This is a genomic window from Aquabacterium sp. (assembly GCF_049317225.1).
GTDB lineage: Bacteria > Pseudomonadota > Gammaproteobacteria > Burkholderiales > Burkholderiaceae_C > Aquabacterium.
Map to the genome: position 1 here is coordinate 14,367 of NZ_JBMOIR010000022.1, position 21,391 is coordinate 35,757.

The window sequence follows — 21,391 nt, forward strand, 5'->3', positions numbered from 1 at the left end:
ACATGAACAAGCACATTCGATGCGCCACTGCGCTGGCGCTCACTCTTGGCACGCTGATCGCCTCGACCTCGGCGCTGGCACAGCAAGGCCCGAAGCCTGAACAACTGATCAAGTGGCGCCAGTCTGCCTATCAGGTACTGGCCTGGAACACAGGCCGCATCAAGGCCAATGTGGAAGGCCAGTACAACAAGGACGAGGTGGTCAAGGCTGCCAACGCCATCGCTGCCATCGCCAACTCAGGCCTGGGTTCGCTGTTTGCCCCCGGCACAGAGACCGGCAAGGGCTGGAAGGAAACCACCGTCAAGCCTGAACTGTTCACGGACAAGAAGGCCGGCGAAATCGCCGGTCAGTTCAACAAGGAAGCCAATGAACTGGCACGCCTGGCTTCCGCTGGTGATGCGGCAGCCGTGAAGGTGCAACTGGGCAAGCTGCAGGGTACATGCAAGGCCTGCCACGACGACTTCCGCAAAAAGGACTGAGCCATGAACCACCAACCAAAAACTTTGACCTCGACCCTTGCTGGCGCCCTGGTTCTGATGGCCGTTTGCGGCAGCGCTCTGGCGCAAACGCCTGCGGCACCAGCCGCACCAGCCAACCGTGAAGTCGGCCCCTTCAGCTTCTTCGTGACCAGCGTGGGCTCGGGCAAGGGCGCAGACCTGGGCGGCCTGGCGGGCGCGGATGCACACTGCCAGAAGCTGGCGGCCGCGGCCGGCGCGGGCAACCGGACCTGGCGGGCCTATCTGAGCACGCAGTCGTGGGATGGCAAACCTCCGGTCAATGCGCGTGACCGCATTGGCACAGGTCCTTGGTACAACGTCAAGGGCGCGCTCATCGCCCGTGACGTCGCGCACCTGCACGGCGACAACGTCGAAGACGCCCGCATCGGCAACGCCATCAACTGGCAAACCGCGCTGACCGAACAAGGCAAGCAAATCAACCGTGCGGGCGACACCCCCAACGAGCACGACATCCTGACAGGGTCTCAGCCTGACGGACGCGCATTTGCCAACGACACCTCTGATCGGACCTGCAAAAACTACACCAGCAGTGCCGAAGACGGTGCCGTGCAAGTGGGTCACTTCGACCGCACAGGTGGCGTGCACACCGCCCTGTCCTGGAACTCTGCACACGCCAGCCGCGGCTGCAGCCAGCCCAAGCTGGTCAGCACCGGTGGCGCCGGCTACTTCTACTGCTTCGCTGCGAAGTAAGCCCGCTTCACGCAAGCCTGTCTGATCCGCAGGCTTGCTTCATCCCTCTTGCTCTTCTCCAGCCCCTTCGGGGGCCTTTTTCGCATGTGGATTGTTCAGGTCGCGCTGCGACGCCCCTACACCTTCATCGTCGCCGCATTGCTGATCTTGTTGGCCACGCCATTTGTGCTGCGCAAGACACCGGTGGATGTCTTCCCCGAAATCGACATTCCTGTGGTGGCCATCCTCGTCAGCTACAACGGGCTGACGGCTGAGGAGATGACCAACCGGATCACCACACCGATCGAGCGCAACCTCGCCAACTCAGTGAGCGACATGGAGCACACCGAGTCGCAGACCTTGGGAGGCGTGGGCATCATCAAGGTGTTCTTTCAGCCTCAAGTCAATCAGGCCTCTGCCATCGCACAGGTGGTGGCCAGCACACAAGCCTCACTGCGCTCCTTGCCGGCCGGGACACAGCCGCCCACCATCATCAAATACAGCGCGACCGATCTGCCCATCCTGCAACTGGGCTTCAGCAGCCCAAACCGCAGTGTGCAGGAACTCAATGAGCAAGCCTTCAACGTCTTGCGCACCAAGCTCATCACCATTCCCGGCACCGCCGTGACGGCGCCCTATGGTGGCCGCTTCCGCCAAATATCGGTGGACATCAACGGCCCGGCTTTGGCGGCTCGCGGCTTGAGTGCCGTGGATGTCGTCAACGCCCTGCAAGTCCAGAACCTGCTGCTGCCCTCTGGCAGCGCCAAATTGGGCGACCAGGAAGTGGGCATTTCGCTCAACGGCTCACCAGCAACGATTGCTGAACTGGGCGACATCCCTGTCACCACGGTCAACGGCAACACCGTCTACGTGCGTGATGTGGCGCAAGTCCGAGACGGCGCCCGCCCGCAAACCAACATCGTTCGACGCGATGGCGAGCGTGGCCTGTTGATGACCGTTCTGAAGAACGGCGGCGCCTCCACCCTGGACATCATCCACACCATCAAGGCGGAGTTGCCCAAGTACATGCTGGGCGTACCGGAAGACATCTCCGTCACCTTGCTGGCAGATCAGTCTGTCTTCGTCTCTGCTGCCATCAAGTCGGTGATCGTGGAGGCCTTGATTGCCGGGGCATTGACCGCCGCGCTGTTGCTCCTGTTCCTCGGCAACTGGCGCAGCACCGCCATCATCGCCATCTCGATCCCGCTGTCCATCCTCTGCTCGCTGATTGCCCTCCACCTGATCGGTCAGACGATCAACATCATGACGCTGGGTGGGCTCGCGTTGGCCGTGGGCATTCTGGTGGACGATGCGACTGTCGAAATCGAAAACGTAGAGCGACACCTTCACATGGGCAAGCGTGCACACCAGGCCATTCTGGATGGCGCGCAAGAGATCGCCATGCCCGCCCTGGTGGCCACCAGTTGCATCTGCCTGGCCTTCGTCCCGATGTTCTTCCTGCCCGGCGTGGCGGGCAAGCTGTTTGCACCACTGGCTCAGGCTGTGGTCTTCGCCATGGCTGCGTCCTACGTGCTCTCTCGCACACTGGTCCCGACACTGGTGATGTATCTGATGCGGCACCACTCGCCGCACGCGGCCTCAGCCGGCCAGCCCGGCTACTTCCGCCGCATTCATCTGGCATTTGAGGCTAGCTTTAGCAAGCTTCAGCACGGCTATGCCGTGGTGCTGGCCAAAATCCTGCAACGCAAGATGCTGTTCGGTGGTGCTTTCCTTGCGTTTGCCCTGCTGTCGTGCGCCTTGTTTGCAGCACTGGGCAGGGACTTCTTTCCTACGGTCGATGCCGGACAGATCCGACTGCACGTACGCGCCCCGGTTGGCACCAACATCAATGAGATGCCTGCCTTTGTGGATCAGGTCGAGCGCAAGATCAAACAGTTGCTGGGCGAATCGGAAGTCGACAGCATCGTGGACATCGTCGGTGGACCTTACACCCCCTACAACACGGTCTACAACAACAACGGCACGATCGACAGCAGTGATGTCGAGATCCTCATCTCACTGAAAGAGGGGCACGCCCAGCCCACGCAAGCGCACATTCGCAACTTGCGCGCAGCCTTGCCCCAGGCGTTTCCGGGCAATGAGTTTTACTTCCAGAGTGCCGACATGGTCAGCCAGACGCTGAACTTTGGTCTGAGCGCGCCCATTGATATCCAGATTCAAGGCAACAAGACCGCAGAGAACCTGGAGGTGGCCACATCACTGATCAACCAGATTCGACAAGTACCCGGTGCGGTCGACACCGTGCTGTACCAACGATTCAACCGTCGCGCATTGCAGTTGGACATGGACCGGTCTCGCCTGGCCCAGACTGGCCTGGTCGCCCGTGATGTGGCGCAGAACGTGATGGTGTCCTTGAGCTCCAGTTTCCAGACGGCACCAACCTACTGGCTCAATGCGAGCAATGGCACGGTCTACGACGTCGCAGTGCAAGTACCTGAACACGAGGTCAGCACGCTGGGCGACATGCTCAGCATCCCCGTGAACGCACCAGCGGGGAGCAACGGACAGCAGCGGGAACCACAGCTGCTGGGCAACCTGGTACAGGTCAAATCGGTTGCACAGCAAGCGGTGGTATCGCATTACAACATCGCGCCCGTCATCGACATCTTCACCAGTGTGGATGGGCGAGACCTGGCCGGCACATACGCCGACATTGCCCGACTGGTCGAGAAGGCGAGAGAGAAGTTGCCTCGCGGTTCGGAAATCACCGTCAGAGGGCAAATCGACACCTTGCAAAGCTCCTTCTACAACCTGACCTGGGGGCTAGGGGTGGCCATCGTGCTGGTGTACCTGCTGCTGGTTGTGAACTTTCAGTCATGGACGGATGCGTTCATCATTGTGTCGGCCCTGCCTGCCGCATTGGCCGGCATTGCATGGATGCTCTTCCTGAGTGGCACGTCGCTGTCGGTACCGGCCTTGACCGGCGCCATCATGACCGTAGGGGTTGCCACGGCGAACAGCATCCTGGTGGTGTCGTTTGCACGGCAGCGTTTGGCGGAAGGTGTCCCTGCGCTCACAGCCGCCCTGGAGGCCGGTGCCACGCGCTTGCGTCCGGTGTTGATGACTGCGCTGGCCATGATGATCGGCATGATCCCCATGGCCATTGGATTGGGCGAAGGCGGTGAACAAAACGCCCCGCTGGGCCGCGCCGTCATTGGTGGCTTGCTGTTTGCCACGATCTCGACCCTCGCATTCGTTCCGCTGGTCTTTGCCGGCATCCATCAGCGTCTGAGCAACCGTCGTCGCCTGCACGACACCGCCACCGCGGATGCCTGACCCCAGACTCGATCCATCATGACCCACTCGACCCTCCCTCCACATTCGACGTCAGACGTTGCAGCTGCCTGCCAAACCTGGCGTAACGCGCGCCTGCTGACGCTGTCGGCACTGGCGCTGCTGTTGACGGGCGCTGGCGTGCGAACCTACCTCAACGTGGCGCATGCGAAATCGGTGCAGGCCCAGTCCGCACACAATGCGCAGCGAACCGTGCTGGTCACCCAAGCGAGACCCGGGCAGGGCAATCGCACCATTGCCCTGCCTGCCACCCTTCGCGGTCAAAGCGAGGTGGCGCTGTATGCACGAACCAACGGCTATGTGAAGTCCTGGACCAAAGACATTGGGGACACGGTTCGCAAGGGTGAGGTGCTGGCCATCATTGACACGCCAGAGGTGGACCAGGATCTTGCTCAAGCCAAGGCCAATCAGGCGCAAATCAAGGCTCGCCTGGCGCTGACGCAGTCGTCGCTGACCCGCTGGGAGAGCTTGCGGGGGCGTGATGCCGTCTCGCAGCAAGAGGTCGATGAACGGCGTGCGGCCTTTCAACAAGCACAGGCCGACCTTGCTGCCTCCTCCGCCAATGTGCGACGACTGCAGCAATTGCACGACTTCGGGGTGATCACCAGCCCCATCCACGGCGTGGTGGTCAAGCGCAACCTGGAGGTGGGCAACCTGATTGCTGCAGGCAGCACCGCCAACACCAAGTCGTTGTACGACTTGGCGCAGACCGACACCCTGCGTCTGACCGTGGCTGTGCCACAGGTCTATGCCCACGACATCACGGTTGGCAAGGATGTGTCTGTCAAGTTGCTGGAGCGACCCCAGTCCCCGGGCACAGGTCGCATCACCCGCATTGCGGGAGGCATGGATGTCGCCACACGCGCCCTGCAAGTCGAAGTGAGCCTCGACAACAGCGACAAACGCTTCTTGCCAGGATCCTATGTAGAGGTGGGCCTGCCACTCTCCGGCAGCAACAAGGCCATTCTGCTGCCGCCCAATGCCCTTCAGTTCCGGCAGAGCGGGCCGCGCGTGGCCGTCGTCGACGCGGACAGCAAGATCCGCATTCGGGACATCAAGCTCGGCCGCGACCTCGGACGGGCCGTGGAAGTGGTGAGTGGCCTGGCTGCCAAGGAAACCGTGGTGCTCAACCCTCCGGACACGATTGAGGATGGCGAGCGCGTTGCCACACGACAAGCCCCGGATCCCAAGCCAGAGGGCAAAGACAAGGGCGGCAAGGCCGGGGCGCCCGAGAAAGGCGGAAAGGCATGACGTTCCTGCGTCGAATGGGTCTGGCCGCCATCCCTGCGGTACTGTGCGCGTGTGCCAGCACACCACGCACGGACACCGCGCCGCCCATCAATTGGGCAAACGCATCCTGGCAAAGCACAGCGCCTGCCATCTCTGCAGCGGATGCCAGCAGCTGGCATCCTGCCCGCCCCGGTGACCATCTCCCGAAAGAGCGTTGGTGGGACATTTACCAAGACAGCGTGCTCAGCCAGCTTGAGGACGAGGCCCTGCGAGCCAATGCCAGCGTCCAGATGGCCGCGGCACGCGTCCAGCAAGCCCGCGCGACCGCAGGCATTGCGAGCGCCAGCACCGCGCCTCGCATCGACGCCGGTCTGCGCAACACACGCACTCAGACCTCCGCCAACCGGCCAGCCAACACAGCACAAGCCTCCGCCAGCGCCAGCCTGCAAAACGACACCATCCTCAATGGCACCGTCAGCTATGAGCTGGACCTCTTCGGCAGGCTGAGACTGGCTGAACAAGCCGCTGCGCAGCAAGCAGAGCAGGCCGCAGCAGAGTTGATCAACGTGCAACTCTTGCTCAGCACGGACCTCGCCTCGTTGTACTTCCAAATCAGAAGCATCGAGTCAGAGCAGTTGGTTCTGGCACGCAGTCTGGCTGCGCAGCAACGGGCGGCCGAATTGCTGCAAGCGCGTCATGATGGTGGTCTGACGGCGGGCTTGGATGTGGCGCAGCAACAAGCGCTGATCGACACCACGCAAACCCAGATCACCTTGCTCAACAAGCAGAGCACACAGTTGCGACATGCGCTGGCCACGCTCGTCGGCAGACCCGCCAATCAATTCACGCTGCCCACTGCAAGTGCTCCAGCGGTCCCCCCCAGCATCCCGGTCGCTCTGCCTTCTGAGGTCCTGCAGCGACGCCCGGACATTGCCGCTGCGGCGCGCAGCGTGGCAGCCGCCAACTTGCAGTTGGGGGTGGCTGAACGTGCCTGGTTCCCAAGCCTGACACTGTCCGGCAGCGCAGGATGGGAAAGCAAGCATCTGTCGAGCCTGCTGGACGCCCCCAGTCTGATTTGGGCGCTCGGTGCAAGCGTCACACAAGCAGTCGTGGATGGCGGGCGCATTCAGGCCGGCCGAGACCAGGCTCGCGCCACCCGAGACCTTGCGGCCGCCAGCTACCGCGCCACCGTGCTGCGGGCCATTCAGGAGGTCGAAGATGGCCTCAGCAACCTCAACGAGCTGGAGATTGCCCGTCGCCAGGCTCAAGCTGCGATCCGAAGCGCACAGCGCGTGCTCAACATTGCAGAGGCTCGCTACGAAGGTGGTTTGGTCACGTATCTGGACATCGTGACCGCACAGCAAAACGTGCTGAACAGTCAACGGCTGCTGGCCCAACTGGATGGGCAACATCGGCAGGCCAGCACGTACCTGGTCAAGGCCATTGGTGGTGGATGGTCGCCCGACACCGTTGCCGCATATTGATCTGCAATTTCATTCGTTGGTCGTCCAAGCCTCAGCCGATAGAGTCCATCGCACACAAGCTGCGCTGAGGTTTTCACCATGACATTGCAGGCCTGCGGCCTCACCTACGCCCGAGGGCGACGCAAACTCTTTTCCGGGCTGGATTTTTCTGTTCAGCAGGGTGAAGCCTTGCGTGTGGCCGGCGGCAATGGCAGTGGCAAGACCAGCCTGCTGAGCCTGCTGTGCGGGTTGGCCGATCCACAGCAAGGCGAAGTGCGATGGAAAGGACGCCCCATCCGGCGCCAACGAGACGTCTATCACCGCGAATTGGTGTACCTGGGGCATCGACAAGGTTTGAAAGACGATTTGAGCGCGCTGGAAAACCTGCAGAGCAATGCCCTGCTGGCAGGTCGCGCCTGCAGTCGTCCGCAAGCACTTCAAGCACTGGATGCTTTGGGGCTGGCGTCTCGCGCACATCAACCCGTCCGCAGCCTGTCTCAGGGACAGCGCCGCCGGGTCCTGCTGGCACGGCTGGCCCTCAAACCTTCGTCGCCCCTGTTGATCCTGGACGAACCATTTACCGCGCTGGATCAAGAATCGGTGGACCTGCTGCTCACGGTTCTGAACCAGCACCTGCAAGACGGTGGCAGTGTGGTCTACACCACCCACCAGCCGCAGCGACTGCAGGCCAAACAGCATCATGAGCTCTTCCTGGGGCAGCGCGTGATGAGCGAGGAGGCTTGATGTGGCGAGCTTTCACCGCGGTCCTCCGACGTGACGTGCTGCTGGCATTCCGCCGCAGATCGGATGTATGGACCACGGTCTTCTTCTTCACGATGGTGGTCAGCCTGTTCCCGCTGGGCATCGGGCCTGAGCGAGCCCTGCTGCGCACCATTGCGCCTGGCGTGCTGTGGGTCGCGGCCCTGCTGGCCTGCCTGCTGTCTCTGAACCGACTGTTTGCACAGGATCACGTCGATGGCACCCTGGAGCAACTGCTGCTGTCCCCTGAGCCACTTGGGCTGCTGGTGCTGGGCAAGGTGATCGCGCACTGGTTGACCTCGGCGCTGCCCTTGGTTGTTCTGACGCCCGTTCTGGCCATCCAGTTCAACGTCTCCCCCGACAGCATTGGCATCCTGCTGGCGAGCCTCTTGCTCGGCACACCCGCCTTGAGCCTGCTGGGAGCCATTGGCGCCGCATTGACCTTGGGGGTGCGCGGTGGCGGCGTCTTGATCAGTGTGTTGGTGCTGCCGCTGTACATCCCCATTCTGATCTTTGGGGCCGGCGCCGTGGCCGCCCATGACAGCGGCCTGGGGAGCGCCGCTCACCTCTACTTGTTGGCCGGATTGTCTACCGGCTCACTGGTCTTGGCCCCATGGGCCTGCGCCGCCGCGTTGCGTGTGACCGCCGAATAAAGGGTTGTTGTTGTGTCTTCCATTGGCGCTCGTTTCTGGTCCTATGCTGCCCCCAGCAAGGCGTTTGTTCTGGCAGGCAAGCTGACGCCCTGGTGCTTGGGTGCCGCGCTGCTGCTGACGTTGTCAGGGCTGTATGTCGGCTTTTTCGTGGCCCCCACCGATCACCAGCAAGGTGAGGCCTACCGCATCATCTTCGTCCATGTGCCAGCCGCCTGGCTGTCCATGCTCATTTACCTGGCCATGGCGTTCTGGTCCATTCTCGGCTGGACCCTGAATACGCGTGCATCGGCCTTGATGGCACGCGCCTTGGCCCCAACAGGTGCGGGCTTCACGTTCCTGGCACTGTGGACCGGTGCACTGTGGGGCAAGCCAACCTGGGGCACATGGTGGGTCTGGGATGCCCGCCTGACTTCCGAACTGATCCTGCTGTTTCTCTACATCGGCTTCATGGCCTTGCAGGCTGCCATCGACGATCCCGCCAAAGGGGATCGCGCTGGTGCGGTGCTGGCATTGGTCGGCGCGGTCAACGTCCCCATCATCTACTTCTCGGTGAAGTGGTGGAACACCTTGCATCAAGGTGCCTCCATCAGCTTCAAGGCGGCCCCCACCATGGCCAGCACCATGCTGCTCGGCATGCTGCTGTGCGCACTGGGACTGTGGGCGTACGCCATCGGCGTGAGCCTGTTCCGTCTACGCACATTGATCCTGGACCGCGAGCGGGATGCAGGCTGGGTGCATCAACTGACCGCACCGCACGCACAGGAGGCCAACGCATGAACTGGCTGGCTTGGGCCGACTTTTGGGCCATGGGCGGCTACGCCCTGTACGTATGGGGATCGGTCCTGGTGACCTTTGCCTACCTTGCCATCGAATTGCTTGTGGTGCGCTGGCAGCGAAACGCCACGTTGCGCGACATCCGGAGTGAACCATGAAGCCACGTCATCAGCGTCTTGCCCTGGCGCTCTTGGGGCTGATCATCCTGGCATTGGCCGCATGGCTGGTGCTCTCGGCCTTTCGGCAAAACCTGGTCTTCTTTTTCACCCCGACACAGGTGCAAGCAGGCGAAGCCCCCATCGGGCATCACTTTCGACTCGGTGGCATGGTCGAGAAGGGCAGCTACCGCCGCGAGGCCGATGGCATCACCCATCACTTTGTGGTGACCGACACGGCACGACGTGTCGACGTGACTTACCAAGGCCTGCTGCCCGATCTGTTCAAGGAAGGCAAAGGGGTCGTGGCACAAGGCCAGCTCGACCAAGATCACCAATTTGTGGCCGATGAGGTGCTCGCCAAGCACGACGAGAACTACATGCCACCCGAGGCGGCGTATGCCATCGAGCGTGCCCAGTCACCCCAGACACAAGCCGAGCCCACACCCGCGCAACTGCTTCAGCAAGGGGGCCGTCCATGACACCCGAGATTGGTCAAATCAGCCTCATCCTGGCCTTGCTGTTGTCCGTCCTGCAGGGCTGCCTGCCGCTTTGGGGTGCATGGAAAAGCCAACAGCGCTGGATTGACTCGGCTCGCCCCTTGTCCTACGGACAGTTCGCCCTGACCGCATTGGCGTTCAGCATCCTCATCCATGCCTTCGTCGTCAAGGACTTTTCCGTGGCCTACGTCGCAGACCATGCCAACTCGCTGCTGCCCGTGCAGTTCCGCATTGCCGGCGCCTGGGGGGGGCATGAAGGCTCCTTGCTGTTGTGGCAAGTGATGCTGTCTGGCTGGACCGTCGCTGTGGCGCTGCTGAGCCGACAACTGCCAGCAGCCACCACCGCGCGTGTACTGAGCGTCCTGGGGCTGGTCAGTGTCGGCATCCTGAGCTTCACGCTGCTGACCTCGAATCCGTTTGTGCGTCTGATTCCTTCGGCCCCTGACGGACAAGACCTGAATCCCTTGCTGCAAGACCCGGGCATGATCTTTCACCCGCCATTGCTGTACATGGGCTATGTCGGGTTCTCAGTGGCGTTCGCCTTTGCGATGGCGGCTCTTCTGGAAGGACGTCTCGACGCGGCATGGGCCAAGTGGACACGCCCCTGGACCCTCGCTGCGTGGACCTTTCTGACCTTGGGCATCTTGCTCGGCAGCTTCTGGGCTTACTACGAGCTGGGATGGGGCGGATGGTGGTTCTGGGACGCCGTGGAAAACGCGTCCTTCATGCCCTGGCTGGTCGGCACGGCGCTGATCCATTCATTGTCCGTGACCGAAAAGCGAGGCAGCTTCAAGAACTGGACCGTGCTCCTGGCGATCCTGGCGTTTTCCTTGTCTTTGCTCGGCACGTTTCTGGTTCGATCCGGCGTGCTCACATCGGTCCATGCCTTTGCCGCCGATCCCAAGCGGGGCTTGTACATCCTGATCTTCCTCCTGGTAGTGGTGGGCAGCTCGCTCTCGCTGTATGCCTGGCGCGCACCGACCGTGGGCCTGGGTGGCCGCTTCTCGCTGTTCTCGCGGGAATCCCTGCTGCTGCTCAACAACGTGTTCCTTGTCGCGACGATGGGGACCGTGTTGCTGGGCACGCTCTACCCCCTGGCACTGGATGCCTTCGGTTTGGGCAAGATCTCGGTCGGGCCACCGTACTTTGAAGCAGTGTTCGTCCCGCTGATGCTGCCCCTGTTGCTGCTCACCAGCATCGGCCCTTTTGTGGCCTGGAAGGCCGGATCACTGAAAGACACATTGCACGCGCTGCGCGGGGTTGGCTTGCTCTCCGTCCTGCTGGGCGTCAGCACCGCGTTGATTCACAGTGCATCGTGGCGCGTGGCTCTGGGCGTCTTGGTGGCGTTCTGGATTCTTTCAGGCAGTGTGCTGCACGCCTGGCAGCGCCTGCAGGCGGGGGCAGATCAACGCTCGATCGCGCAACGTTGGGCCCTGATTCCTGCATCGTTTTGGGGAATGGTGCTGGCGCATGTGGGGCTGGGGGTGTTTGTCCTGGGCGCCACCCTGGTCAAGGGCACCGACCATGTTCGCGACGCGAGTCTGCAGGTAGGACAGTCCACCACCGTGGCCGACTACCGATTCGACTTCCAGTCCATCGACAAACAAAAAGGCCCGAACTATCTGGCTGGCCGCGCGACGTTCCAAGTCTACAAAGCTGGTGAGCTGATCGCCACACTGCACCCTGAAAAGCGCTACTACGTTGTCCAGCGCATGCCCATGACGGAAGCCGCCATCGACCGAGGCATATCGCGCGACGTGTATGTCTCACTCGGAGACACCGCCAAGGATGGCGCGTGGGGCGTTCGGGTGCAGATCAAACCGTTCATGTCTTTCGTCTGGCTCGGTGCACTCCTCATGGCCTTGGGCGGCAGCGTCGCTGCACTCGACAAGCGCTACCGCCGCACCAAGCGCGACACCACACCACAACATCCAAATTTGCCATGAAACGTTTTCTCCTCCCGCTGGGTCTCTTCCTCGCTCTGGTCTCTACATTGGCACTGGGGCTGAAACGTCATGACCCCGATTCGCTTCCCTCTCCGCTGATGGGCAAGGTGGTCCCAGGCTTCAGCCTGAGCACCTTGCATGACCCCGCGACCAAGGTCACACCTGTTCACTTCAAAGGCCAAGTGTGGGTCCTGAACGCCTGGGCATCCTGGTGCGTGTCATGCCGCAAAGAGCATCCTCAACTGCTTGCACTGGCGCAAAAGAAGATTGTCCCGATCGTGGGCTTCAACTATCAGGACCAGCGCGAAGCGGGCCTGGCTTGGCTTCAGAAGCATGGGAACCCCTATCAAGTGACCGTGGTCGATGAGGATGGTCGCGTTGGCATGGACCTGGGCATCATCGGCATCCCCGAAACCTACGTGATCGACAAGAAAGGCGTGATCCGCCTCAAATACGCAGGAGCCATCACGCCAGAGTGGATCGAGCAGACGCTCCTGCCCTTGGTCAAGGAGTTGCAGCGTGGCTGATCGACACCACTGGCCTCGATGGATTGCACTCGCCGTGCTGAGCCTGCCATGGATCGGCACGACGCAGCTGGTGTCTGCCCAGGCGGCCCAAGAAAGCGTCGTCCTCCGCGATCAGACCGAACTGGAAGAACGCGTCAATCAACTGGCCTCCGAGTTGCGGTGCCTGGTGTGTCAAAACCAGACCATCGCAGACTCCCATGCCGAATTGGCCATCCAGCTCAAGGATGAAGTCCGCAAGCAGCTGTCTCAAGGACACAGCGACGACGAGGTCCGTGACTTCATGGTGCAGCGCTACGGCGAATTCGTTTTGTACCGCCCCACATGGCGTGCCAGCAACCTCCTGCTATGGCTGGCGCCGATCGTCTTTTTGCTGAGCGGACTGGCACTGCTGGTGCGTCATGTGCGGCAGCCATCACGCCGTACCGATGCACCGACCTCCGCGCACCCGGAGCCCGATGACGCCGAGGACACACCATGACCCCGTTCATCCTGACCAGCAGCCTCCTCGCCTTGCTCGCTTCCGCATGTGCGGTCTATCCACTGCTGCGCAAACCAAGCTCGTCAGGTCCCTTTGACGCGCGCCCCTTGCCAGGACTCGCTGCCGGGCTCACGCTCGGCATCCTGACCCTGACCGCCGTGCTTTACAGCCTGATCGGCAACCACGATGCATGGCGGGGTCCCATCCCAGTGGCACAACTGACGCCCGAAACGTCCGGCCCGGATCGACCGGACGAGCCCACCACGGCGACGCCTCCCACCCCCGAGCAAATTGAAGCGATGGTGGGCAAACTGGCCGCGCGACTGCAAGCCGATCCTGATGACGCCGATGGTTGGCGCATGTTGGCGCGCTCCTATGAAACGTTGGGACGATTCAACGACGCTGCACAGGCCTATCAACAGCTGTTGTCACTGCAGCCCCCTGACGCCGACACACTGACCGACTACGCGGTGGTGTTGGGCATGACCCAAGGCCGCACACTGGCAGGCCCGCCTGAAGCCCTGCTGCACCAGGCATTGAAGCAAGAGCCGGGGCATGTGCAGGCGCTGGCCCTGTCTGGCAGCGCGGCATTCGAGCGTCAAGACTACAACGCAGCAGTGCAGTACTGGCAGCAACTGCTCAATGTGATTCCTCAAGGCGATGAGGCGCGGGCATCGATTGAGGACAACATTGCCAAGGCTCGGCAACTGGCCCAGCCCCAGGTGCCACGCTCGGGCCAGCACCGGTGATCCTCACCATGCGTCACCTGCTCGCGCTCACTGGCCTGTGGCTTTGCGCCCTGCCCTTCCAGGCTGTCGCAGTGAGCTGCCCCGCCTACACGTCCCTGCCTTCAGGCTGGCGCGTTGCGGCCCATGCCGGACAAGTCGAAATCCAACCGGGCTCATTCATCATGGGCACCGCCTTGGGTTATGCCGACGAGCGGCCCCCAACGCCGACAGCCGTCGGTCGTTTCTGGATTGACCGAACGGAGGTCACGAACGCTCAGTTTGCATCATTCGTTCGCGCAACAGGCTACCAGACCGATGCAGAGCGCCAAGGCGGTGGCGCTGTCTTTGTCAAACCCGACGCGTCCGCAAACAGCAAAGGACTCACATGGTGGCGCTTTGTCAAAGGCGCCAACTGGCGACACCCCAGCGGCCCCGGCAGCCACATCCAAGGTCGAGAACGGTACCCCGTCACACTGGTGACGCAGGCTGACGCGTTGGCTTATGCCAAATGGCTCGGCAGGGATCTTCCGACCGAGGCGGAGTGGGAATATGCGGCCAAAGCAGGCGCATCCGGACCTCAGTTTGAAACGACGCCACGCAACGCCAAGAACCGCCCCGCAGCCAACTATTGGCAAGGCAACTTCCCACTGCTGGACACCGCCGAGGATGGCTTTTCAGGTCTGGCACCTGTCGCCTGCTTCGACGCCAATCCCTGGGGCCTCTACGACATGGTTGGGAATGCCTGGGAGTGGACCAAAGACACCTATCGAGGCGACCACCAGGCTGGACATGCCAATGGCGACCCCGAACAAGCACGCCCCGACACCCGGCGTCGAGAGACGTCACAGCCCCCAAAAGTCGTGATCAAAGGCGGCTCCTATCTGTGCTCTCCGGACTACTGCGTGCGTTACCGCGCCTCCGCGCGTGAATCACAAGAGCCTGACATGCCGACGTCCCATGTTGGATTCCGCACCGTGTCTCGCTAACTCAACCGCCCCTTGCGTGCGTCAGGGGACTCACACTCAGATGACATGAACCATCACATGCCAACTCGATCCAAGCTACTGTTCGCACTGACGGCTCTGGCGCTGTGCGCAAGCCAGACGTTTGCTCAGACCCGTGACCAGGCGCTCAATGCCAAACGCCCAAACATTCTGCTGATTGTTGCGGACGACCTTGGCTTCTCCGACATCGGCGCCTTTGGCGGCGAGATTGATACGCCCCACCTCGATGTACTGGCACGCGAGGGGTTGCGATTGACCGACTTTCACTCCGCCGCGACGTGCTCACCCACACGTTCGATGCTGATGTCTGGCGTTGACCACCACATTGCAGGCATTGGCAGCATGGCCGAACTGCTCGTGGAGGAGCAAGTGGGCAAGCCCGGCTACGAAGGCTATCTGAATGATCGTGTCGTCGCGTTTCCAGAGCTCCTGAGACGCGCCGGCTATCACACCTACATGGCGGGCAAGTGGCATCTGGGCCTCACAGAAGAGCGCAGCCCCAAGGCAAGAGGCTTTGAGAAGTCCTTTGCGCTGCTGCGCGGTGCCGACGATCACGTCGCGCAACCTTGGAACACCACTCTCAACCCGACCGAACCTTATTACCGAGAGGATGGGCAGCTGGCGACCGTCCCTGCTGACTTTTACTCGTCCAACTTCTATGCTGACAAGCTGATTTCCTACCTGAAAACAGCCCCTCAGGATGGTCAGCCATTTCTGGGCTACCTGGCTTTTACTGCGCCCCACTGGCCGCTTCAGGCGCCTGAGGATGTGATCGCCAAGTACGAAGCCCGGTATGCCGCTGGCTATGAGGCCATCCACAGCGCACGCATACAGAAACAGAAAGCGCTTGGCATCCTGCCCAACGATTTTCTGCCTGCCAAACGTTTGTCTCTCTGGCCTCAATGGCATCGTCTCAGCGAGGCCCAGCGCAAGCAGGAAACTCGTCGCATGGCCACCTATGCTGCCATGGTGGACATCATGGACCGCAACATTGGCAAGGTCATTGAGCAGCTCAAAGAATCCGGCCAGTACGACAACACGCTCATTCTCTTCATGTCCGACAACGGGGCAGAGGGCGCCAATGTGGGCACTCGCTACAGCGCCATCCCCCGAGACAACCGATTGGCCAACATTGGCAAAGCGTCGTCATACGTCTCGTATGGTCCGAACTGGGCTCAAGTGAGCGCCTTGCCGTTCAATATGTTCAAGGGATACAGCTTCGAAGGCGGCATCACGGTCCCCACCATCGTTCGCTATCCCACCAAGCTGGGACAGGGGCGCATCTCTGCAACACCTGGGCATGTCACAGACATCGTGCCCACCTTGCTGGAGTTGGCCCGAGCCAGTTACCCCAAGGAGCTCAATGGGCGAGCGCTTACCCCACTACAAGGTCGATCGCTCCTGCCCGTCCTGACTGGACAAGCGCCTTCCCAAAGTGCACGATTCGACAAGGGCTGGGAACTATTCGGGCAGAAGGCGTACCGCCAAGGCGACTGGAAAATTGTCTACTCCGTCCCACCGTATGGCACCGGCACCTGGCAGTTGTTCAACCTGAAAAACGACCGAGGTGAACAACAGGATCTGGCGACACAACACCCCGAGAAACTGGCCGAATTGGTCACAGCCTACAAGGTATACGTTCATCGCAATGGCGTTCAAGAGGTCCCCAAACTGGCCGAACGTGTCGCACAACGCTACAGCAGCCAAGCGTACTTTGAAGGGTTGGTTCCACCCTCAGAAAAATAAGCGTTCATCGCATCGAGCAGATTGGCATCGCCATATCTGTTTGACATCGGAGCACATGCGAAAGCATCAGTTCCACTGGCCAGTCACAACTTCTATGGTTGCGTCATGGCAGCGAAAGCCGCGCCGTGTCGGACACCGCGCGGCTTTTGTTTCGCTGCCCGGATCAACCATCAAAAGGAAGTTTGAATCATGGCCCTCCAACCTCTTCACGACCGCTTGATCGTCAAGCGCAAAGAGCCAGAACTGAAGACCGCGAGTGGCATCGTCATTCCCGACACCGCCGGCGAAAAGCCCGAGCAAGGCATCGTCCTGGCTGTTGGCCCCGGTCGACGCAATGACAAGGGCGATTTCATCGCGCTGGTTGTCAAGCCAGGCGACACCGTGCTCTTCGGCAAGTACACCGGCCAAACCGTCAAGGTGAACGGCGAGGACTTGCTCGTCATCCGTGAGGACGACGTCCTCGCCATCATCCAGAACTGATCTCGATCACTGACTGCAACAGGAGAACTCGAACATGGCAGCCAAACACGTTGTATTTGCGGATGACGCCCGCGCCAAGATTGTTCGCGGGGTCGATGTCCTCGCCAACGCGGTCAAAGTGACGTTGGGCCCCAAGGGGCGCAATGTGGTGCTGGAGCGCGCCTATGGTGCCCCCACCGTGACCAAAGACGGTGTCTCGGTCGCGCAAGAAATTGAGCTCAAGGACAAGTACGAAAACATCGGCGCCCAACTGGTCAAGGAAGTCGCATCCAAGACCTCGGACAACGCGGGCGATGGTACGACCACCGCCACGGTATTGGCGCAAGCCATCGTGCGAGAAGGGTTCAAGTACGTCGCGGCGGGACTCAACCCAACCGACCTCAAGCGCGGCATCGACAAGGCCGTGCAAGCGCTGGTCAGCGAGGTCAAACACATCGCCAAGCCAACCACCACCTCGAAGGAGATTGCACAGGTTGGCGCCATCTCGGCCAACTCCGATTGGGACATTGGTCAGATCATTGCTGATGCCATCGACAAGGTCGGCAAGGAAGGCGTCATCACTGTGGAAGACGGCAAGTCGCTCAACAATGAGTTGGACGTGGTGGAAGGCTTGCAGTTTGACCGTGGCTACCTCTCACCTTACTTCATCAACAACCAGGACAAGCAACTGGTGGAGTTTGATGATCCCTTCCTGCTACTGGTCGACAAGAAGGTCAGCGCCATCCGTGAGCTGCTCCCGGTACTGGAGCAGGTCGCCAAATCGGGACGTCCGCTGCTGATCATCGCGGAAGACCTGGAAGGCGAGGCCCTCGCTGCGCTGGTGGTCAATGCCCTACGCGGTGTCCTGAAAGTGGCGGCGGTGAAAGCACCCGGCTTTGGCGACCGCCGCAAGGCCATCCTGGAGGACATCGCGATCCTGACGGGCGGCAAGGTGATTGCAGAAGAGGTCGGACTCACACTCGACAAGGTGACCCTGGCAGAACTGGGCCAAGCCAAGCGTGTGGAAATCGGCAAGGAGCACACCACGCTGATCGACGGGGCAGGCGAAGCCACACACATCGAGGCGCGGGTGAAGCAACTGCGCGTCCTCATCAGCGAAGCCACCTCCGACTACGACCGCGAGAAATTGCAGGAACGGGTGGCCAAACTGGCGGGCGGCGTGGCCGTCATCAAGGTTGGAGCGGCAACCGAGGTTGAACTGAAAGAAAAGAAGGCGCGCGTCGAGGACGCCTTGCACGCCACCCGCGCAGCGGTCGAAGAAGGCATCGTGCCGGGCGGCGGCGTGGCGCTCTTGCGGGCGCGTCAAGCTGTCGGGACACTCCAAGGCGACAATGCCGATCAGACCGCCGGGATCAAGCTGGTGCTTCGCGCCATTGAAGAGCCCTTGCGCCAAATCGTGGCCAATGCCGGCGGCGAACCATCGGTCGTGATCAACCGTGTCCTGGAAGGGCAAGGCAACTTTGGATTCAATGCCGCCAACGACAGCTATGGTGATCTGGTCGAGCAGGGTGTCCTGGACCCTGCCAAAGTGACACGCACGGCCCTGCAAAATGCTGCCTCTGTGGCCAGCCTGATTCTCACCACCGAAGCCATCGTGGCAGAGATTCCCGAACCCAAGGTAGCAGCGGCCCCGCACCATGACGAGGGCGGCTTTGGTGGTGGCAGTCCCTTCTGACCCCCACGCGGTCTGAAACCCATGAGAAAGCCCGGCATGGCCGGGCTTTCTATTTGGGGGAGGACTCAGAGGATCACGTCCCCGGTCGGGCACCACCGGACGTCTTCACCTCATATCGCCAGAGCTTCCAGCACCCTGCATCGGGCTTGAAGTGAAAGGCAACGACAGAATCATTCCCATCCTGATAGACCTCCAGAACGGCCGCCTGCACACGCTGATCGCTGATGCGTGAGAGCAAGTCTCGGCTCTGCATGTAGTCATTCAACGTAGGCCACTGAAAGTACTCTTTGGCCGACAGGTACGAGCGCTCGGGACCTTTCAATGGTCGACCATCGGCATCCACGCCCTCTCGCCACAACACCATGGGCAAAGGCAACACGGTTCGCTGAAGCGCAAATGATTTGGTCGACAAAAAGCGCGGCAGGAATTCGACGAATTTTTCCGGATGAGCGACTGTGCACGTGGGCGCCGCCCACGTTGCCAGGGGGCAGCACAAGGCCGATAGCCCCATCAGCGACCACATCGAAGAAAGACGAAGATACTTCATGGCCATGCTCCAAGAATGAGAGGCTTCAGCGAGACGGCGCAGCCTGATCGGCATCCAGGATGGTCGCCACCACATTGCCTGGCGTCAGGATTTGGGGCAGCACAACAGGTTGACTGCTTCGTCCGGGAGGAAAGTAGACATACAAGGGGACCCCACTGCGACCAAAGCGACGTAGCACTGCGGTGATGGTGGCGTCCTGTCGGGTCCAGTCGCCCTTCAAGTACGCCACACCACGCTCTTGAAACACCTCTTGCACTTCAGGCTGGCTCAAGGCGACGCGCTCGTTCACCAGGCAGGTGATGCACCACGAGGCGGTGAAATTCAAGAACACCGGCTTGCCCGCTCTGCGCAAGGCCTCGAACGAGTCCTCGGAATAGGGCTGACTGGCCCAGCCGCTCTCCGCGCGGGATGCCGCATCTGGTGCGGCGGACAGCGCCCCCAAAGAGGCATGACTGCCCGTCATCACCAGCACCAGCCCTAACGCAGACATCCCCGACACGACATGGCGCACAGCATCGCGCGCCTGTCGCGAACGGTCATAGGCCCATGCGATGAATGCGATGACCACCATCCCGGATAAGCCAATGGCTGCCGCATCTGCACCAACCTGCCTCGACAGCACCCAGATCAGCCACGCCGCTGCCCCGTACATCGGGAACGCCAGCCCTTGCTTGAGATGCTCCATCCAGACACCCGGCCTCGGCAGCCACCGCTGCGCCGCGGGCCAGATGCTGAGAATCAGATAAGGCAAGGCCAACCCCAAGCCCAAGCTCAAAAAGATGGCCAGCAACACCCAGGATGACTGGGTCAGAGCAAAGCCCATCGCCCCGCCCATGAAGGGCGCCGTGCACGGTGTGGCAACCACCGTGGCCAACACGCCCGCGAAAAAGCTCCCCACCCACCCCGACCGGCTCGCCAGCCCCTGTCCGAGCCCCGTCGCCGATGCGCCCACCGACACCACACCTGACAAGCTCAAGCCCACCACAAACATCAGGTAGGCCACCATCAATACGAACAAGGGCGAATGGAACTGGAATCCCCAGCCCACCTGACGCCCTCCGGCCTTCAAGATGATCAACACGGTGGCCAGCAACGTGAAACTGCTCAACACCCCTGCGGTGTAGGCCACCCCTTGCCACTTGACCTGACGGGGCGCCTGGACACTCTGCTGCAACAGTGCCAGCGCCTTGATCGACAGCACGGGAAACACACAGGGCATCAAGTTGAGCACCATCCCGCCCAGCAAAGCCAACAGCAGCGCAGCGGGCAAGTCGATCCTTGACGATGACATCTCGGGGGCAGCATTCCCCTGACCGGCATCCCCAATCTGGGGTCGACTCGGCGTGCGGCCTTGCACCGCATAGGCCGTCTGCAGGGCCCTGTCGCCGGAGGGGGCCTGCAATACCAGCACCCCTTCCAGCACGCGACCGTCTTGCCAAGGCTGGTCTGAGCGCGGCATCGTCACAGTCCACCCCGTGGCATCTGGCTGCATCCGTTGCGGCCCACCATGAACGATGGCATCCCCTGCCGTCGGAAAGAAGTATCCCTTCGGGTCAGGAGTCCTAACCATCTCCTTGGGAATGTGCAGCAACCAACTCGCATCAGTCTGCGTCACGGTCACCCGCCCCGACACAGGCATGGGCAACTGTTCCCTGGCTTGTGCAATGCGTGCGTCTGGCACGCCCACTTCATCACGAGAGGACACCACACGCACCTGCGTGTGCAGGCTCGCTTTTTGGGGAATGCAGAGGTCACGACACACCAACCAACTGACATCCACCTGGAGCGGCACCACCGACCCAATTGGCAGAGATGCCGGCAGCACGATGTCACTGAGCAAGGTCACCTGCTCCGCGTAGCCGTAGTTGATCACCCCATCCACGTCGAACCGCTGCGGGACGGGCCACTGAATCTCGCCCGCGTCCACCTTTGGCGGGAGCTGCCATGACAGGCGCGTGGGCATACCACTGTCACCCGGGTTGCGCCAGTACGTATGCCATCCGCTTGCGATCCGCTGGCGCACCCCCACGGTCAAGCGTCCACCCGCAACGACCGCCTCGGTTTCAGGAATCAGCTGAACCTCAACCTGCTCCGTTCGGGCATGGTTCTGCCCGCCCTCAAGGGCCACAGCCCAGCACGGCCCCACCCACACAGCCAGACAGCACCAAGCCACCCAACGCCACAGGCGGGCGCGATCACACCAACAGAACATGAATGCAATAAA

Annotated in this window: 20 protein-coding genes; 18 read left to right on the top strand and 2 right to left on the bottom strand. The window is 61.5% G+C overall.

Annotated features, from left to right (window positions below):
- The first annotated feature begins 2 nt into the window (after positions 1 to 2).
- The 18 genes from ACOYNB_RS12335 (at position 3) to groL (ending at position 18,620) form a co-directional block, all read left to right on the top strand.
- Positions 3 to 479 (top strand): c-type cytochrome, encoded by a 477-nt coding sequence (locus ACOYNB_RS12335; RefSeq protein ID WP_422839347.1) that lies wholly within the window; start codon positions 3 to 5, stop codon positions 477 to 479.
- Between the two features lie 3 nt (positions 480 to 482).
- Positions 483 to 1,208 (top strand): lectin, encoded by a 726-nt coding sequence (locus ACOYNB_RS12340; protein WP_422839348.1) that lies wholly within the window; start codon positions 483 to 485, stop codon positions 1,206 to 1,208.
- Positions 1,209 to 1,292: 84 nt separating this feature from the next.
- Positions 1,293 to 4,484 (top strand): efflux RND transporter permease subunit, encoded by a 3,192-nt coding sequence (locus tag ACOYNB_RS12345; RefSeq protein ID WP_422839349.1) that lies wholly within the window; start codon positions 1,293 to 1,295, stop codon positions 4,482 to 4,484.
- Positions 4,485 to 4,502: 18 nt separating this feature from the next.
- A complete protein-coding gene (locus ACOYNB_RS12350) occupies positions 4,503 to 5,753 on the top strand; it encodes an efflux RND transporter periplasmic adaptor subunit (RefSeq protein WP_422839350.1) in 1,251 nt (416 codons plus the stop codon).
- A complete protein-coding gene (locus ACOYNB_RS12355; protein ID WP_422839351.1) occupies positions 5,750 to 7,216 on the top strand; it encodes an efflux transporter outer membrane subunit in 1,467 nt (488 codons plus the stop codon). The genes ACOYNB_RS12350 and ACOYNB_RS12355 overlap by 4 nt, the downstream gene beginning before the upstream one ends.
- A 78-nt stretch (positions 7,217 to 7,294) precedes the next feature.
- Complete coding sequence (gene ccmA / locus ACOYNB_RS12360; RefSeq protein ID WP_422839352.1) at positions 7,295 to 7,939, top strand: cytochrome c biogenesis heme-transporting ATPase CcmA; 645 nt, start codon at positions 7,295 to 7,297, stop codon at positions 7,937 to 7,939.
- Positions 7,939 to 8,607, top strand: a complete 669-nt coding sequence (gene ccmB, locus ACOYNB_RS12365) for a heme exporter protein CcmB (protein ID WP_422839353.1) — start codon at positions 7,939 to 7,941, stop codon at positions 8,605 to 8,607. The genes ccmA and ccmB overlap by 1 nt, the downstream gene beginning before the upstream one ends.
- A gap of 12 nt (positions 8,608 to 8,619) precedes the next feature.
- Complete coding sequence (ccmC, locus tag ACOYNB_RS12370; protein ID WP_422839354.1) at positions 8,620 to 9,384, top strand: heme ABC transporter permease CcmC; 765 nt, start codon at positions 8,620 to 8,622, stop codon at positions 9,382 to 9,384.
- A complete protein-coding gene (gene ccmD / locus ACOYNB_RS12375) occupies positions 9,381 to 9,539 on the top strand; it encodes a heme exporter protein CcmD (RefSeq protein ID WP_422839355.1) in 159 nt (52 codons plus the stop codon). The genes ccmC and ccmD overlap by 4 nt, the downstream gene beginning before the upstream one ends.
- Positions 9,536 to 10,018: a cytochrome c maturation protein CcmE gene (gene ccmE / locus ACOYNB_RS12380; protein WP_422839356.1), complete on the top strand. Its 483-nt coding sequence runs from the start codon at positions 9,536 to 9,538 to the stop codon at positions 10,016 to 10,018. The genes ccmD and ccmE overlap by 4 nt, the downstream gene beginning before the upstream one ends.
- Positions 10,015 to 11,982, top strand: coding sequence for a heme lyase CcmF/NrfE family subunit (locus ACOYNB_RS12385; protein ID WP_422839357.1), 1,968 nt, complete (start codon positions 10,015 to 10,017; stop codon positions 11,980 to 11,982). The genes ccmE and ACOYNB_RS12385 overlap by 4 nt, the downstream gene beginning before the upstream one ends.
- Positions 11,979 to 12,509 (top strand): DsbE family thiol:disulfide interchange protein, encoded by a 531-nt coding sequence (locus ACOYNB_RS12390; protein WP_422839358.1) that lies wholly within the window; start codon positions 11,979 to 11,981, stop codon positions 12,507 to 12,509. The genes ACOYNB_RS12385 and ACOYNB_RS12390 overlap by 4 nt, the downstream gene beginning before the upstream one ends.
- Complete coding sequence (locus tag ACOYNB_RS12395; RefSeq protein WP_422839359.1) at positions 12,502 to 12,987, top strand: cytochrome c-type biogenesis protein; 486 nt, start codon at positions 12,502 to 12,504, stop codon at positions 12,985 to 12,987. The genes ACOYNB_RS12390 and ACOYNB_RS12395 overlap by 8 nt, the downstream gene beginning before the upstream one ends.
- The gene (locus tag ACOYNB_RS12400) at positions 12,984 to 13,736 is read left to right on the top strand and encodes a tetratricopeptide repeat protein (protein ID WP_422839360.1); all 753 of its coding nucleotides are present in this window, start codon (positions 12,984 to 12,986) and stop codon (positions 13,734 to 13,736) included. The genes ACOYNB_RS12395 and ACOYNB_RS12400 overlap by 4 nt, the downstream gene beginning before the upstream one ends.
- Positions 13,737 to 13,744: 8 nt before the next feature.
- Entirely contained in the window at positions 13,745 to 14,701 is a 957-nt protein-coding gene (locus ACOYNB_RS12405; protein ID WP_422839361.1) for a formylglycine-generating enzyme family protein, read from the top strand.
- Between the two features lie 57 nt (positions 14,702 to 14,758).
- Positions 14,759 to 16,465 (top strand): arylsulfatase, encoded by a 1,707-nt coding sequence (locus ACOYNB_RS12410; protein WP_422839362.1) that lies wholly within the window; start codon positions 14,759 to 14,761, stop codon positions 16,463 to 16,465.
- Between the two features lie 189 nt (positions 16,466 to 16,654).
- A complete protein-coding gene (locus ACOYNB_RS12415) occupies positions 16,655 to 16,945 on the top strand; it encodes a co-chaperone GroES (protein WP_422839363.1) in 291 nt (96 codons plus the stop codon).
- Between the two features lie 34 nt (positions 16,946 to 16,979).
- Positions 16,980 to 18,620: a chaperonin GroEL gene (gene groL, locus ACOYNB_RS12420; RefSeq protein ID WP_422839364.1), complete on the top strand. Its 1,641-nt coding sequence runs from the start codon at positions 16,980 to 16,982 to the stop codon at positions 18,618 to 18,620.
- Positions 18,621 to 18,693: 73 nt separating this feature from the next.
- Here the strand turns inward: groL and ACOYNB_RS12425 are convergent, their stop codons facing one another.
- Both ACOYNB_RS12425 and ACOYNB_RS12430 read right to left on the bottom strand, forming a co-directional pair.
- Positions 18,694 to 19,167: a hypothetical protein gene (locus ACOYNB_RS12425; RefSeq protein ID WP_422839365.1), complete on the bottom strand. Its 474-nt coding sequence runs from the start codon at positions 19,165 to 19,167 to the stop codon at positions 18,694 to 18,696.
- A 25-nt stretch (positions 19,168 to 19,192) separates the two neighbouring features.
- A complete protein-coding gene (locus ACOYNB_RS12430; protein WP_422839366.1) occupies positions 19,193 to 21,379 on the bottom strand; it encodes a protein-disulfide reductase DsbD family protein in 2,187 nt (728 codons plus the stop codon).
- Positions 21,380 to 21,391 lie beyond the last annotated feature (12 nt).

Coding starts and splice junctions, on each gene's coding strand:
- ACOYNB_RS12385 (WP_422839357.1), top strand. CDS start 10,015: ATGACACCCGAGATTGGTCAAATCAGCCTCATCCTGGCCTTGCTGTTG.
- ACOYNB_RS12390 (WP_422839358.1), top strand. CDS start 11,979: ATGAAACGTTTTCTCCTCCCGCTGGGTCTCTTCCTCGCTCTGGTCTCT.
- ACOYNB_RS12400 (WP_422839360.1), top strand. CDS start 12,984: ATGACCCCGTTCATCCTGACCAGCAGCCTCCTCGCCTTGCTCGCTTCC.
- ACOYNB_RS12355 (WP_422839351.1), top strand. CDS start 5,750: ATGACGTTCCTGCGTCGAATGGGTCTGGCCGCCATCCCTGCGGTACTG.
- ccmE (WP_422839356.1), top strand. CDS start 9,536: ATGAAGCCACGTCATCAGCGTCTTGCCCTGGCGCTCTTGGGGCTGATC.
- ACOYNB_RS12405 (WP_422839361.1), top strand. CDS start 13,745: ATGCGTCACCTGCTCGCGCTCACTGGCCTGTGGCTTTGCGCCCTGCCC.
- ACOYNB_RS12340 (WP_422839348.1), top strand. CDS start 483: ATGAACCACCAACCAAAAACTTTGACCTCGACCCTTGCTGGCGCCCTG.
- ccmB (WP_422839353.1), top strand. CDS start 7,939: ATGTGGCGAGCTTTCACCGCGGTCCTCCGACGTGACGTGCTGCTGGCA.
- ACOYNB_RS12430 (WP_422839366.1), bottom strand. CDS start 21,379: ATGTTCTGTTGGTGTGATCGCGCCCGCCTGTGGCGTTGGGTGGCTTGG.
- groL (WP_422839364.1), top strand. CDS start 16,980: ATGGCAGCCAAACACGTTGTATTTGCGGATGACGCCCGCGCCAAGATT.
- ACOYNB_RS12415 (WP_422839363.1), top strand. CDS start 16,655: ATGGCCCTCCAACCTCTTCACGACCGCTTGATCGTCAAGCGCAAAGAG.
- ACOYNB_RS12425 (WP_422839365.1), bottom strand. CDS start 19,167: ATGAAGTATCTTCGTCTTTCTTCGATGTGGTCGCTGATGGGGCTATCG.
- ACOYNB_RS12350 (WP_422839350.1), top strand. CDS start 4,503: ATGACCCACTCGACCCTCCCTCCACATTCGACGTCAGACGTTGCAGCT.
- ccmD (WP_422839355.1), top strand. CDS start 9,381: ATGAACTGGCTGGCTTGGGCCGACTTTTGGGCCATGGGCGGCTACGCC.
- ACOYNB_RS12335 (WP_422839347.1), top strand. CDS start 3: ATGAACAAGCACATTCGATGCGCCACTGCGCTGGCGCTCACTCTTGGC.
- ACOYNB_RS12410 (WP_422839362.1), top strand. CDS start 14,759: ATGCCAACTCGATCCAAGCTACTGTTCGCACTGACGGCTCTGGCGCTG.
- ACOYNB_RS12345 (WP_422839349.1), top strand. CDS start 1,293: ATGTGGATTGTTCAGGTCGCGCTGCGACGCCCCTACACCTTCATCGTC.
- ccmA (WP_422839352.1), top strand. CDS start 7,295: ATGACATTGCAGGCCTGCGGCCTCACCTACGCCCGAGGGCGACGCAAA.